This is a genomic window from Bacteroides sp. B1-V-101 (genome assembly GCF_023656585.1).
Classification (GTDB): domain Bacteria; phylum Bacteroidota; class Bacteroidia; order Bacteroidales; family Bacteroidaceae; genus Bacteroides; species Bacteroides thetaiotaomicron.
This window is the reverse complement of the sequence record NZ_JAMOKH010000001.1, coordinates 93,195-107,458: the sequence shown is the minus strand read 5'-3', so window position 1 is coordinate 107,458 and position 14,264 is coordinate 93,195. Positions and strand designations below refer to the sequence as shown.

Genomic DNA, 14,264 nt, shown 5'->3' with positions numbered 1-14,264 from the left:
TAATTCAAATATTCTCAAAAAAACGAGTAAGTCAAATACTAATAATTAACATTCATTTCTTGTCTGTTTTTTCAACCAATCTAAAATATTTCTACCTAACAGTTCCCACCCTACTGTTATGAACAAAGAAAAAAATACAAATAGCAAAACATAAATTTTCACTCCTATACCTGAAGGTTTTAATGGTACGACAGGTGGCTCTACTACTGCAAACACTGGCTTTTCTTCTTGTACTTTTGCTCTGGCTATTTGCAACTGATTGATCACCTGACTATAAACTTGATATGCTAAACTCATATCATTCTGTAAACGTTCCTGCTCAGCACGTATACTTTGAAGAACCAAATTATCATGTGTATCTACATACTTAGCATATTTTTTTTGAGCTGCATAATATTCCTGTTTACGCTCTTCAAACAATTTTTCCAAATAAACACAATCTTCCTTCGCTTTTGAAGTACGATAATCTATAATATGCTCTTGCAAACGATGGACGACAGAATCTGCCACAATCGCAGTTATGCTAGGATTTTGCAAGGAAACACTAACATTAGTTATAGCCGTTTTTTTATCAATTGCAGCCGTTATATTCTTCTTCAACACATCAATCTGCCCCTTTACTTTCTTATTCAGAATAATTATCCCATCCTGAAATTTCTCTGAAGAGGACTTCCTTTCATTAATAAACAAGGATTGCACTCCAGCAATAATTCTACTAGGCGCTCCTATAATATAATTCCACCAAGGAAAAGATTCTGTATTGAGATAATCAGACAATCTTTTTACCTCTCCATTATCTACAACCTCCATATTCAACAATTCAAGCAGAAAAGGAGTAGATGCCACAATATCAGATGATAAAGAAGCATTTAATGCATCAGTACCACTACTAAAACTACTTCCCCCACCCAAAAAAGAGGCAGCCAGCCCACTAAGTCCATTACTTCCCTTATCACTACTCATCTCTGGAGAAAGCATTACAGTGACCGTATATTTTTTAGGAATACTTGCCCATACAATAATGCCAATCAACAAACCTATAATAGCTGCCTTATAAAGCTTTTTACGAATTGCTATAATCCTACTGAAGATATCCAACAAGTCAATCTTCATTTCTTCTGGTTCCCTTTCTACTGATTGTTCAGACATAATTATCTTAATTCTTTATCAAATTAGCAATAGAAGCAATCATCATTCCCAAAGAACTGAAGGAAGTAGCATAACCTAAAATATTAGCTATGTTCCCTTTCTTCTTAGCCTTACTAGGCACAATAATCTCACACCCCGGCTCAATCTGTTTCTTACCACTACCCTTAACCTTCGTCACCTGACCATTCATGTAAACAATGAACTTCTTACTCTTCCTTGCATTATCAGAACAGCCACCGGCCTGATTCAGGTAATAATCCACATCCTTTCCCTTCATATAAGAAACCGTATTCGGAACCATGACAGCACCATTGATAGTTACAGTATTAGTATTCTTAGGTATAAAGACCACATCACCTTCACGTAGGACAAGGTCGGCACTACCCTTAGGATTAGTCAAAGCCTTCTCCAGATCAATACCTACCGTAAAGGTATCCTCAACACCAATACCCAAAGAGTCAATCATGGCTTCACCCAATTGCCTGCTCATCAGGCGAATCACATCACCCATACGTTTCTTCTCACCCGCACTTGCCACACGGGTCAGCTTTGCACCACGAAGATAAGCAAGACTCGTAGGGCCACCTGCTTTATTCACCAGATCGGAAAGACGTTCCTCACGGTTGGTCATGGCATAATTTCCTCCGAAAAGGATTTCACCATCAATGACTACATTCTGTTGTGCCTGATAACCCGGACTGCGACGGACATAAACTTCGTCATAAGGCTGAAGGATAAAACCGGGCTGACCGTCAATGACAAAACCATCCTTTAAAGAGAAGGTATACATCTGACCGATAGTATCATTATCCGCGATACTACGGGGATTCTTGATTCGTCTCGACACATCAATGCGGACAGTGGAGGCGGCTTCTTTCAAGCCACCGGCCTGGATGATCAGATCCTCAAGTGTCATGTTATCAGCATAAGGATAGGAGTCAGGGTGCGCGACCTCACCGTGAACTGTGACATTGCCACGGTCTTCCAGATCGTGAATGCTCGGGATGTAGAGAATGTCATTCTTCATCAGGGCGAGGTTCGGGGAAGTACCGTCCATGATAGACCTGATGTCTATCTGAACAACTTCACTGGTCAAATCCTCACGCTGGCGATAAAGGACGGCACGATTCAGGAAAGCGTCACCAGTCAGGCCCTGGGCTTCATGGACAAGTTCGCGGATCGTATTCAGTTTACCGCTGAGCTGGTAGATGCCGGGACGATAGACAGCGCCACGGATTTCCAGTTTGTTTGTGAAGCGGTTAAGGATGGCTTCGGCTGTTACAACGTCGCCGTTACGCATTGTGTAGATGCTGTAGTCCATATCCTTGACCGTGTTGACCTCATATTCCTCACCATTCTGACGGACAACACGCAATGAACGGGTGTAGGCATCGGCTTCAAAGCCGCCGGCATATTTGATTAAAGTGGCAAGGTTCTCGTCTTTCTTCATTTCGAAACGCATAGGGCGTTTTACCTTGCCGCTGATCTTTACCAAGACATCGTAGGCGGGGACGATAACCACGTCACCTTCCTGAAGGCGGATGTCATCCTGCGTGTTGCCTTTCATGATAAATTCATAAACATCGATGGTGGCGATATTCTTTCCGTTGCGTACCAACTGAACGTTTCGGAGGCTGCCGATATCACTCACGCCGCCTGCACGGTAAAGCGCATGGAAGACGGTAGAGAAGGAAGAAAGGGCGTAGGTACCCGGCTGCACGACCTCTCCCATCACATTGATCTGGATAGTACGGATATTACCCAAAGTCAGACGGATGTCGGAAGTAGGGTCGGTAGTATTGTTCAGACCGTTATAGATCTTATTCAGGGCGCCCTTCAGATACTCGTTGGCGGCGGAGACTGTCATACCGCTAAGGTTGACAGGCCCGATCTTCTGAATATTGATGGTGCCTTCAGGAGAGATCTGCTGGCGGATCGTATTCTGGCTGGCACCCCAGATATCGATGATGACTTCATCACCGGGACCCAGACGGTAATTGGCAGGAGTGGCAAGGTTGACACTAGGCTCGAACGTCAGGTTGCGGGTATTGAAGATGTTGCGCCCGAAAACCTGGTCCTCACGGGCCAAATCTTCCGTAGTCGGATGATCCTCCAGCATGTCGGAAGTATTCTCCTTAGTCTCTTCACGAAGGCGGGACTCGTTGATATCCGTACCCGTGGATTGGGAGGTGTTTACATTGTTCTGCTGCTCATAGAGCTGCTTCACACGCATAGCCTGTTCCTTGGTCACACCTTTACGCGCAAGCTCGGAAGCAAGCTGCTTCTGTTCCTTGCCTTGCCGGATGCCGTCCTTTACATATTCCAGTACCTGTGAGTCACTCATGGACTGGGCCATAAGCGAGCCACTTCCCAGCATAGAACAAAAAAGTAGAATGCTAAAAAGTCGTTGTATTTTCATTGACAAATAAAAAAGTTAGTTGGTTTCACACAGTTCCTGTATACCGTGACAGACCGCAGACAACTGTTGTTTAAGAAGAGAAGGGGGAAGAACATCAAGGAGGGTCAGAGAACGCTGCAAGACAGACCGTTTTCTATCCTCGTCTTCCGGATTGGCGTACATCGACACATTATATCCCTGAAGGATGGCCAAACACAGGGTAGCATCCTGTTCCGGTGTCTCCCCCCGTTGTGAATATAAATCGTTTATCTGTTTGTGGATGGATCGTTGTAAGGCGGAAAGGTCATCCAGATACACGCAGCCTGCACTCCCCCCACCAGGAAGCAGCATGCGTACCAAATTTAATAAACCCTCTATGTTTTCCTGTAAAATAACAGCATCCATATCCCTCGCCTTAAACAGGCGCCATAATAGGCTCTACATAACCGACAGGCATATCCACACAGGCACATCCCAGCATATTCAGGCGAACGGCGATCTTACTCTTGCCATCCACATGAACCAGTTCGCCAACAAGACCCGTCAGGGGGCCTTTAATCACGCGGACCTTTTCGCCACGGGCCAAAGGGGCACTGTTCATGCTGATCGATTCTTCAGAATAATCAAGCATGAAACGGAAACGGGCCATCTGCTCGTCAGGAATTACGGCAGGACTACTCTCGCCGCGCATCACCATGTAACGGCTCACAGTAGAAAAACTCAGGACTTCCATGCGTTCCCTAGGGTCAACGTGTACGAAGACCATCATAGGAAGCAAGACGGAGGTGACCAGCTTGCGACGGTCGCTCCATTGGTGGAACTCCTGTTGAACGGGAACGAAATTCTCGATACCCATCTTGTCCAGATGCTCGGAAACCTTCTTTTCATGGTGCATCCGAACCAAAGCAACATACCAGCGTTTTGAGTGTGCTACGCCTTCCCCTGTCCCATAAATAGGCCCAGCATTGAGTGATTTCTTTTTTCTTAAAATCATGTTTTTTTACCCCATGTTTATCCGTTACTTCTTAGGTAACTCACAAACAAAGGACAAGCGAAACAGGGAACTTTTTTCAACGAAAACATCGGAAGAGGACTGGTATTCAGGAAATAAGGCAGAAGTGAAGGTGTCTTTCATAAATTGGAATAAAAAAAAGACATAACACGGATATTGTCATTTTCCGTCTGTTATGCCGACTTTTGATTCATTTTAAGAAATTAATTTCATTTTTGTTTGCGTATTTTCATAAATATGTCCATCTTTGCGCCATGAATCATTCCGTTACCTAAGAAGTAACACACACCAATAAACACTGTATATCAGGATTCTAAATCACACATACAGGCCAGAACCGCACCTCTTAACGTAAGACAAATTCATCCGGTTTACCTCCGTACGCTCTTTCAGCTCAAAGCCTTTCAGATAAATCTGCGTGGTCTTGATCGACTTATGCCCAAGCGACTCGCTGATCATCTCGATAGGGACACCACGGTACTTGGCGGTGGTAGCCCAAGAATGGCGCAGCGTGTAGGAAGTGACGGGGAAGTTGAGACGCAGCCGCTTTGCCAGGGATTTCAGGCAGTAGTTGAATCTCCGGAGAGCGGACTGGTATTCACGGTAAGCTTTCTCATCCTTCCTTTTCTTATCTCCCTGAAGGATGCCGAAAAGGTAGTCGGGACAGCCGGGACGGGGAGACCGCCGGTTACGGAGCTGCTCGAGCATCTCCTGTGCGCTGTCCAGAACCTCAACGCTCATGGGAGTCTTCGTCTTGACACGATTGTAGCGCAGCACGTTGCTATCAAGAGCGGATTTCTCCAAATGGCTCAGATCGGCGAAAGACATCCCGCAAAACTGGAACATCAGAGCGGCGATAGCCTGGGTACGGCGGAGACGGTCAGAATGGGGGTCTTCATAAAGAAGCCTGCGAAGAGCGACGACGGGAAGCGCCTTTTTCTGACGAACGTCCACTCCCGTATAGACCTCATGAAACAGGCGGTGGACATAAGGAGCGCTACCCGCCTCCACACCACGATTGTAGATACTACGAAGCATACGCATATACGTGGAAATCGTATTGGGCTTCAGACCACATGCGTAAAGATGCTGTTCATAACGGCGAAGGCGGTCACGGGTGACTTGACGGAAAGACACACTATGGACACCACAAAACTTGCTAAAAGAAAGAAGCGCGTTCTGATAGACATGCGCCGTAGAATAGCGGCCCTCCTCGCGCAAACGGCCGATATAAATATCGGCACAACGACTAAATCCATTTTTATTCATTATTTACATCACTAGTTTTATTACAACCTACAAAGTAAGATGAATAAACACGATATCTTAGTTTTATCTTGTTTGACTATATTAAAATTACTAAAAAAGGACTTCTGACATATTTTATGTCAGAAGCCCCTTTAAAATAAATTCTTTGAGAAAATTTAGTTTCTCAAACCCAATTATCCATTCACCTTTTTATAATCTTCCAAAAATTTCTTCAATCCCGAATCAGTCAGCGGATGATTCAACAACCCTTTGATAGCACTCAACGGACAGGTAGCCACATCTGCTCCCATCTCCACACACTCGATGATGTGCTTCGTATTGCGGATAGAAGCCGCCAATACCTGAGTCTTGTAATCATAGGTGCGATACATACGTACAATATCACCGATAAGCCCTACCCCGTTTTCGCAAATATCATCCAGGCGTCCGACAAAAGGCGAAACGTAAGTCGCTCCGGCCTTTGCAGCCAGCAATGCCTGCCCGACGGAAAAGACCAATGTACAATTGGTCCGGATTCCTTTTTCTGTAAAGTACTTGATAGCTTTGATACCATCAGCAATACAAGGCACCTTGACAACAATGTGCGGATTGAGTGCGGCAAGCTCTTCCCCTTCGCGGATCATCCCTTCATAATCCGTTGCTATTACTTCCGCACTTACATCAGCATTGACAATCTTACATATTTTAATGTAATGTTCACGCTGATTCTCCGTACCTTTAATGCCTTCTTTCGCCATCAGCGAAGGATTGGTAGTCACTCCGTCAAGTACTCCGAGGTCATACGCCTCCTGAATCTGCTCCAAATTGGCTGTGTCAATAAAAAACTTCATAATTCTATTTTTTAATGGTTAACTATCTGGTAATCAAAGATAAGAATTATTTCTCATCTTTCCTAGATCAGGCAATGGTTATTGCCGGATCGAGGTAGACATCCTGAATAGCGTTTAATAATTCGACACCCTTATTCATCGGCTTCTGGAAGGCTTTACGTCCGCTGATCAATCCCATACCACCGGCACGCTTATTGACAACTGCTGTAATGACCGCATCACGCAAATCGGAAGCCCCATGAGATTCTCCACCGGAATTGATTAATCCGACACGTCCCATATAACCATTTGCCACCTGATAACGACAGAGATCAATCGGGTGTTCCGATGTGAGTTCCGTGTACATGCGTTCATCTGTCTTTCCGAAACCAATCGCTTTGAAACCACCATTATTGGTAGGAAGTTTCTGCTTCACAATGTCCGCTTTGATGGTAACTCCCAAACGGTCAGCCTGTCCGGTAAGGTCGGCAGCAGCATGATAATCGATAGCTCCCTTCTTGAAATCGCTATTACGCAAATAACACCACAGAATGGTAGCCATACCAAGCTCGTGAGCATATTCGAAAGCCTCGGCAATCTCTACCAACTGGCGGCGACTCTGTTCCGAACCGAAATAAATGGTTGCTCCTACTGCTACGGCTCCCATATTCCAAGCTTCTTTCACCGTGCCGAACAATACCTGATCGTATGTATTCGGATAAGTCAGCAGCTCATTGTGATTCAACTTTACCACGAAAGGTATTTTGTGCGCATATTTACGTGCGACTGATCCTAGAATACCGAATGTGGAAGCTACTGCATTACAGCCTCCTTCGATAGCCAGCTTCACAATATTCTCCGGATCGAAATAAATGGGATTCGGTGCAAAGGATGCGCCGGCTGTATGCTCAATATCCTGATCGACAGGAAGAATGGACACATAACCCGTATTTGCCAAGCGTCCATGCCCTAAAAGGGTTTGCAGGCTATTCAATACTTTTATGTTTCGGTCCGAATCAATCCAGACTTTATCAATGGTATCCGGTGAGGGTATATAAATCAACGACTTATCAATGGTCTTACAGGTATGGTCCAGATAATAACTGGTCTTATCTCCTAATAAATCAACTACTTTACTCATAACTTTATTTTTTTAATGTATAACAATTTATATACAGGCGATGAAGCCTGCTATTTTTTCTTCCCCTGATTGGCTACCGCTTCCATCAGCTTACGAATTTCTTCCGGATTGCCCAGGAAGTAATCGTTGGCAACATTCAGGTTCTCGTCGAACTCGAATACATAAGGAACGGCAGTAGGAAGATTCAGTTTGATGATATCTTCATCAGAAATATGTTTCAAATGCTTGATGATACCTCGCAAACTATTGCCGTGCGCGACAACCAGCAAGGTATGTGCATCTCTTAAAGCCGGAAATATATCCGACTCCCAGTACGGCATAATACGGTCGATGGTATCTTTTAATGATTCGGTACGCGGCAGCTCCGCATCGGGTACTTCGTGATAGCGGAAATCGAAACGCGGATTTCTCAAATCGCTTTCGGAAAGCAGATTGGGAGCAATATCATAACTGCGGCGCCATATCAGCACTTGCTTTTCTCCGTATTTCTCAGCTGTTTCCGCCTTATTGAGTCCTTGCAGGTCGCCATAATGCTTCTCATTCAGACGCCAGCTCTTCTCGACAGGAATCCAGTCCAGATTCATTTTATCAAGCACGCAGTTCAAGGTTTTGACTGCCCTCTTCAGATAAGAAGTATAGGCTTTATCGAAGTTGAAGCCATATTCCCTCAACGTAACGCCCGCCTTTTCCGCTTCGGCAACTCCCTTTTCCGTCAGGTCTACATCCGTCCAACCTGTGAAACGGTTTTCTTTGTTCCAAGCACTTTCTCCATGACGAAGTAATACTATCTTTTTCATTCTTAATGATCTCCTTTCATCTTTTTATATATACAACATTTTGTTACTCTACAAAGTTCACGAAAGAATCAGCAGGTATCAATACCTAAAAGTGATGGTTTATTGAAAAGAATTCAATAAAAATGATTATTTTTACGGACTAAATGAATATTCAACCGCCAGTTAAAACAAGTCAGACATTGGAAACAAGCAAACAGAAAGAATACACATTCCTGCAAAAACTGCTGAATAAAGCGAATATGGGATGGTGGGAAGCGGACTTAAAAACAGAAAGTTATGTATGTTCCGAGTTTATCTCCCGATTACTCGGGATAGACGAAGACGGAGTGATCAGTTTTGAAGATTTCAATAAACGTATTCTAAGGGAGGATCAGCACCATACTACCAGCTACTCTTTCGATAAATTGCAACAGAGCATTGAGGAGGTGTACCTGCTCCATACTCCCCACGGGGAAGTATGGATTCGCAGTAAAATATGCTTTCAGGAAACTGATGAGGAAGGAAACACCAAAATATACGGAATAGCAGAAACTCAAGATGGTCCCCACATGGCTTCCGCCTATCAGGCACTGCAAAACAGTGAACGTATCCTGCACAATATCTATAAAAACCTTCCCGTCGGCATTGAACTGTATAATAAAGACGGTTATCTGCTTGACTTGAATAAAAAGGAACTGGAAATGTTCCATATCACCCATAAAGAAAAAGTTATTGGTATCAATATCTTTGAGAATCCGGCACTACCCGAAGAAATAAAGCTAAAGATCAGAGATAATGAAGAGGTTGAATTCACCTTCCAATATGATTTTTCAAAAATCAAAGGATATTATGAATCGGAAAAAACATCCGGTTTCATTAATCTGACAACAAGAATAACAACACTCTATGATCATGACCGGCAGCCCATCAATTATCTGTTGATAAACGTAGATAAGACGGAAAACACCATCGCCTACAACAAAATTCAGGAATTTAAAAATTTCTTTGAACTGGTAGGAGATTATGCCAAGGTTGGATACGCTCATTTTGATGCGTTAAGCCGCAATGGTTATGCCTTAAGCAGCTGGTATAAAAATGTAGGAGAAGAGGAAGGCACGCCCCTACCGGAAATTATCGGTATCCATTCTCACTTTCATCCGGAGGACCGGGCTGTTATGCTCGACTTTCTGGCGAAAGTGGTCAAAGGCGAAAGTACGAAATTATGCAGGGATGTACGTATCCGCAGAGCCGACGGAAGTTATACGTGGACACGGGTGAATGTGTTGGTCCGCAACTACCGACCGCAGGATAATGTCATCGAAATGCTGTGTATCAACTTTGATATTACCCAACTAAAAGAAACCGAACAAATGCTTATCAAAGCCAAAGAGAAAGCCGAAGAAGCGGATCGTTTAAAATCTGCCTTCCTTGCCAACATGAGCCACGAGATACGTACTCCGCTCAATGCGATCGTCGGTTTCTCAAGTATGCTGGAAGAGGCGGAGGATCAGGAAGAAAAGCATCAGTATATCACGATCATAGAAGATAATAACAAGTTGTTGCTTCAGCTTATTTCCGATATCCTCGACTTATCGAAAATCGAAGCGGAAACTTTCGACATTATTCCTGAAAGGGTGAATGCGAAACAGCTTTGTAACGATCTGTTTCAGGCTATACAAATGAAAACTAGTCCGCAAGTAGAACTCCGCCTGAAAGATAATTTACCCGAACTGACGTTCACCAGTGACAAGAACAGACTTTATCAGGTATTACTGAACTTTGTGACTAACGCATTAAAATTCACTTCCGAAGGAAATATCACCATCGACTACCAAATAGACGGAAACGAAGTGAAATTCTCCGTTCAGGACACGGGAATGGGGATAGAGCCGGAAAAACAGGAAGCTATCTTCACCCGATTTGTAAAGCTCAACAGTTTTATTCCCGGTACGGGACTCGGACTGTCTATCTGCCAAAGTATCGTCACGCAACTGGGAGGGAAAATCGGTGTGGAATCAGAACCAGGAAAAGGGTCCTGCTTTTGGTTCACCCATCCAATTAATTAAAAAAATCTTTTTTAAATTGCTCTGTCATCCTTCATTATATTCAGAATGGCAGAGCCAAACATTATTTTTCAGACAACAGTCCATTTCATCGGTTTCTCTTCAGGAAAATACGGTCTGTAATAGTGCCCGGCAACTCTGATTCGTAGTGAGTCACCATAATCATCGTCTTGTCTTTGCGATGGCAGAAAGCTTCAATAATCTTCTTTACCCGACGACGGTTGTAAGTATCCAGACCATGAAGCGGTTCATCCAGAATCAGCAGCTCCGGGTCCTTCACAAAAGCACGTGCCAGCAATGCCAGCCGTTGTTCTCCACTGGAAAGTTGCAAAAAAGGTTTGTCTTTCAATTCCGCAATACCAAATATATCCATCCACCATTCGCAGATGGCCATTTGTTCCGGCTGGGGACGTTTGTACAGCCCGATGCTGTCATGAAGCCCACTGGCCACGATTTCAATAGCCGGCAGATTTTTGAGATAAGCACGATGCATCTCCGGACTTACATAGCCAATATGCTTTTTAATTTCCCAAATACTCTCCCCTGTACCCCGCTTCCGCCCGAAAAGGCTGATGTCACAAGCATATGATTGTGGATTATCCGCGCAGACAAGGCTTAACAAAGTAGATTTTCCGGCTCCGTTTTCACCGCTCAATGCCCATTTCTCACCACGTCGCACCGTCCAGTCGAGCTCTTTCAGAATAGTGCGGTCATCATACCGGATGCTGACTTTATTCAATTTGACCACTTCATCAGAATCGTAATTATTGCCACCATAGGGCAAATCAACGATACGTTGCTGTAACTCATCAAAAGAAACAGCTACATCCCTAGAACGAAAAGCTTCCAGATAGGCCTCACGTTCCATTTTGGAGTACACCGTCATTTTATCCACAGGAATTACGTGGGTAATAAATGAAGGAATATCATCCAGCATTGACAATACCAGAATAATCTGTACGGACGACATCTTTGTCAAGCGATCGAGTAAAGAGAACAACAACTCGCGGGTAGGTGCATCCAGCCCGATAAACGGATTATCCATAATCAATACGCGGGGAGCTGTCAACAGAGTTTTGGCCAGCTGGAACTTACGCAGTTCTCCGCTGGAGAGAAGAATTATTTTCTTATCGAGCATCGGTTCTATGCGAAAAAGTTCAAATAGTTCTTGTTTCAGTTGTTCATCCTTAATTTCTCCCAGCATTTCACGAACATCGGGCGCTTCGTCCTGATCGTGGGCGTTCCAGCGTTGCTGATAGTAATAATTAGCATCTGCAGCCCCATAAGTGTCACGGAAAGCGATATACTTCACATTATCATAGACGGTCTGGGTGGCAGAAGGAGAAAAGTCATATTGCAGCGTCCCTTCACGCAATGGGTATTTACCGATCAGCGTATCGACAAAAAGACTTTTTCCTCCCCCGTTGGGCCCTACAATTGCAATGTGTTCTCCGGCTGAAATCGTTGCCGTGATGGGTGCAGCTAAACGCACAAGCGGGTTGCGTGCCACGCCCCCCGCCATGTTGAATGTATTCTGAATCATATTCTTCTATTCTGTTCGATTATCAAAAGACTGAATTTACTTATATAAAATCAAAGCTGACTGACCGGGAATAATAACTTCCGGTCCGTTTTGTATGCCTAATCCACGTACATCTATCACTCCGTCTTTACATACCACTGTATATTTACCAACCGGAATAGTAAGCCTGGCAGGAGTAGGACGAGAATTAAATGCGACGATGATATCTTCCCAATGATCTCCATTTGCATGGTCTTTCAGACGGAAAGCAATCAGGTTGCTTCCTTCCACAGGAAGAAATTCCAGATGTTTTCGAACCTGTCCTGCATCTCCCATGCGGAAGGCCGGATGAGATTTACGCAGATCGATCAATCGTTTATAATACATGAAGACATCTCCGTTGGTGGTTTTGCGCCGCCAGTCGATGGCATTCACTGCATCCGGGCTCTTATAACTATTGTCCACGCCTTGCTTATCACGCATGATTTCTTCTCCGGCGTAAATAAACGGAATACCTTGTGAAGTAAAGACCACAGTCTGTGCCAGTTTATCGAGACGTATAAGTTGTTCGGGAGTGATGTCCGGCATGCTTGCCTTCAGTCGGTCTACCAAACACAGCCCGTCGTGACAGGAAACATAACTGATCATTTGCACAGGCTGTTTCGCCCACGGCTTTTGAGTATAATTAACCGAATCGCACTGTACTTGCGGATGCTCGATAGCGCCTGCTATACCGAACTTTATGCTCATCTCCCCTCCCGGAATTCCGGCAAGAAAAGCTCCTTTGCGCTTATCACCTACAGGTCCGCAAAGCCCGTCACGCAGCTCGTCAGAAAAGACAGCAACTCCGGGTATCTGTGCTATATTTCCCTTCATTGCCAAGGAGTCAGCCGGATACTGAGGCGCCTCGGCAGCCCACCCCTCTCCGTAAATGCAAATGGTAGGATCGACCGCATTCACAGCCTTCCGTATCTCGTTCATCGTTTCTATGTCATGAATTCCCATCAAGTCGAACCGGAAGCCGTCAACATGATATTCTTTTATCCAATAAAGGACGGATTCTACCATAAACTTACGCATCATAAGGCGTTCGCTGGCAGTCTCGTTACCACAGCCTGAGCCATTTGCCAAGGTTTTATCTTCTTTCTGGCGATAGAAATAACCGGGAACGGTGCGCTCGAAGTTACTCTCATCGGTATTGAATGTATGATTGTACACCACATCCATTATCACACGGATACCAGCTTTGTGCAGTGCCTGTACCATCTGCTTGAATTCTTTCACACGAGTGGCGGGCTGATAGGGATCAGTGGCATAGGAACCATCGGGTACATTATAGTTTTGCGGATCATATCCCCAGTTGTACGAATTTTCATTCAGTCTGGTTTCATCTACCGAAGCGTAATCAAAAGAAGGAAGCAGATGCACGTGTGTCACGCCCAGTTCGATCAGATGGTCGATACCTGTCAGTAACTTGTCGGAGTTCATCGTTCCATGTTCGGTCAGTGCCAGATATTTTCCTTTATTCTTCACTCCTGAAGTAGAATCGACCGAAAAGTCACGGTGGTGCATCTCATAAATAATCATATCGGCGGGAGACTTCAAAGGAGGTCGGGTGTCACTCTCCCAACCGTCCGGATTGGTGGATTGCCAGTCGATAATGGCGGCCCGCTTCCCGTTTACTCCGACAGCACGGGCGTTTATTCCGGGAGTATCTCCCTGCCACTTGTCATCGATCTTCACATTGAAAGTATAGAACTTGCCAATAAGGTCCTTACTTACCACAGCTGTCCAGGTTCCTTCTTCCCCCGACTGCATCTTTACCGTTTCATAGGCATGTCCGCCCTCGCCTGCCTCATAAAGCATCAGACGTACTTCATCTGCCGTAGGCGACCAAAGAGTAAACTTCGTTGCCTCCGGTGTATACTCCATTTCAATCAGACTTCCTGTACGGACCGGATATAATTCATAAGACATATATTCCTTTTTCGCAGTAGTACAACTCATTACTGTCGTCACCGTAGTCACCCCTAATATCGCTAAATAATTGGTTCCCATTTTCATACTAAACCTCCCCTGCGGTACTCACACTACCTTCGCACTTACTTGTTTATTACTTTTCTCA

11 protein-coding genes are annotated in these 14,264 nt (G+C 44.6%); 1 reads left to right on the top strand and 10 read right to left on the bottom strand.

Features of this window, described 5'->3' with window-relative positions; translation table 11 throughout:
* Positions 1 to 45: 45 nt before the first annotated feature.
* The 8 genes from NBH01_RS00460 to gpmA all read right to left on the bottom strand — a co-directional run bounded on the left by NBH01_RS00460 (position 46) and on the right by gpmA (position 8,575).
* Complete coding sequence (locus NBH01_RS00460; RefSeq protein ID WP_074859918.1) at positions 46 to 1,149, bottom strand: Wzz/FepE/Etk N-terminal domain-containing protein; 1,104 nt, start codon at positions 1,147 to 1,149, stop codon at positions 46 to 48.
* A gap of 7 nt (positions 1,150 to 1,156) precedes the next feature.
* Complete coding sequence (locus NBH01_RS00455) at positions 1,157 to 3,568, bottom strand: SLBB domain-containing protein (protein WP_250699928.1); 2,412 nt, start codon at positions 3,566 to 3,568, stop codon at positions 1,157 to 1,159.
* A 15-nt stretch (positions 3,569 to 3,583) separates the two neighbouring features.
* A complete protein-coding gene (locus NBH01_RS00450; protein WP_250699927.1) occupies positions 3,584 to 3,952 on the bottom strand; it encodes a UpxZ family transcription anti-terminator antagonist in 369 nt (122 codons plus the stop codon).
* A gap of 10 nt (positions 3,953 to 3,962) precedes the next feature.
* A complete protein-coding gene (locus NBH01_RS00445) occupies positions 3,963 to 4,541 on the bottom strand; it encodes a UpxY family transcription antiterminator (RefSeq protein ID WP_074859750.1) in 579 nt (192 codons plus the stop codon).
* A 336-nt stretch (positions 4,542 to 4,877) separates the two neighbouring features.
* On the bottom strand, positions 4,878 to 5,828 hold the full coding sequence (locus NBH01_RS00440; protein WP_008763389.1) for a tyrosine-type DNA invertase cluster 3b: 951 nt from the start codon (positions 5,826 to 5,828) through the stop codon (positions 4,878 to 4,880).
* A gap of 173 nt (positions 5,829 to 6,001) precedes the next feature.
* A complete protein-coding gene (gene fsa / locus NBH01_RS00435) occupies positions 6,002 to 6,658 on the bottom strand; it encodes a fructose-6-phosphate aldolase (RefSeq protein WP_022471505.1) in 657 nt (218 codons plus the stop codon).
* 67 nt (positions 6,659 to 6,725) lie between these two features.
* Positions 6,726 to 7,778, bottom strand: a complete 1,053-nt coding sequence (locus NBH01_RS00430) for a class I fructose-bisphosphate aldolase (RefSeq protein ID WP_008763387.1) — start codon at positions 7,776 to 7,778, stop codon at positions 6,726 to 6,728.
* A gap of 50 nt (positions 7,779 to 7,828) precedes the next feature.
* Positions 7,829 to 8,575, bottom strand: coding sequence for a 2,3-diphosphoglycerate-dependent phosphoglycerate mutase (gene gpmA / locus NBH01_RS00425; RefSeq protein ID WP_072066647.1), 747 nt, complete (start codon positions 8,573 to 8,575; stop codon positions 7,829 to 7,831).
* 239 nt (positions 8,576 to 8,814) lie between these two features.
* Between gpmA and NBH01_RS00420 the strand changes: the two genes are divergently transcribed.
* Complete coding sequence (locus NBH01_RS00420; protein WP_090616306.1) at positions 8,815 to 10,620, top strand: PAS domain-containing sensor histidine kinase; 1,806 nt, start codon at positions 8,815 to 8,817, stop codon at positions 10,618 to 10,620.
* An 85-nt stretch (positions 10,621 to 10,705) separates the two neighbouring features.
* Here the strand turns inward: NBH01_RS00420 and NBH01_RS00415 are convergent, their stop codons facing one another.
* Entirely contained in the window at positions 10,706 to 12,160 is a 1,455-nt protein-coding gene (locus tag NBH01_RS00415; protein ID WP_008763385.1) for an ATP-binding cassette domain-containing protein, read from the bottom strand.
* Between the two features lie 36 nt (positions 12,161 to 12,196).
* Positions 12,197 to 14,203, bottom strand: coding sequence for a type I pullulanase (gene pulA, locus NBH01_RS00410; protein WP_016267013.1), 2,007 nt, complete (start codon positions 14,201 to 14,203; stop codon positions 12,197 to 12,199).
* Positions 14,204 to 14,264 lie beyond the last annotated feature (61 nt).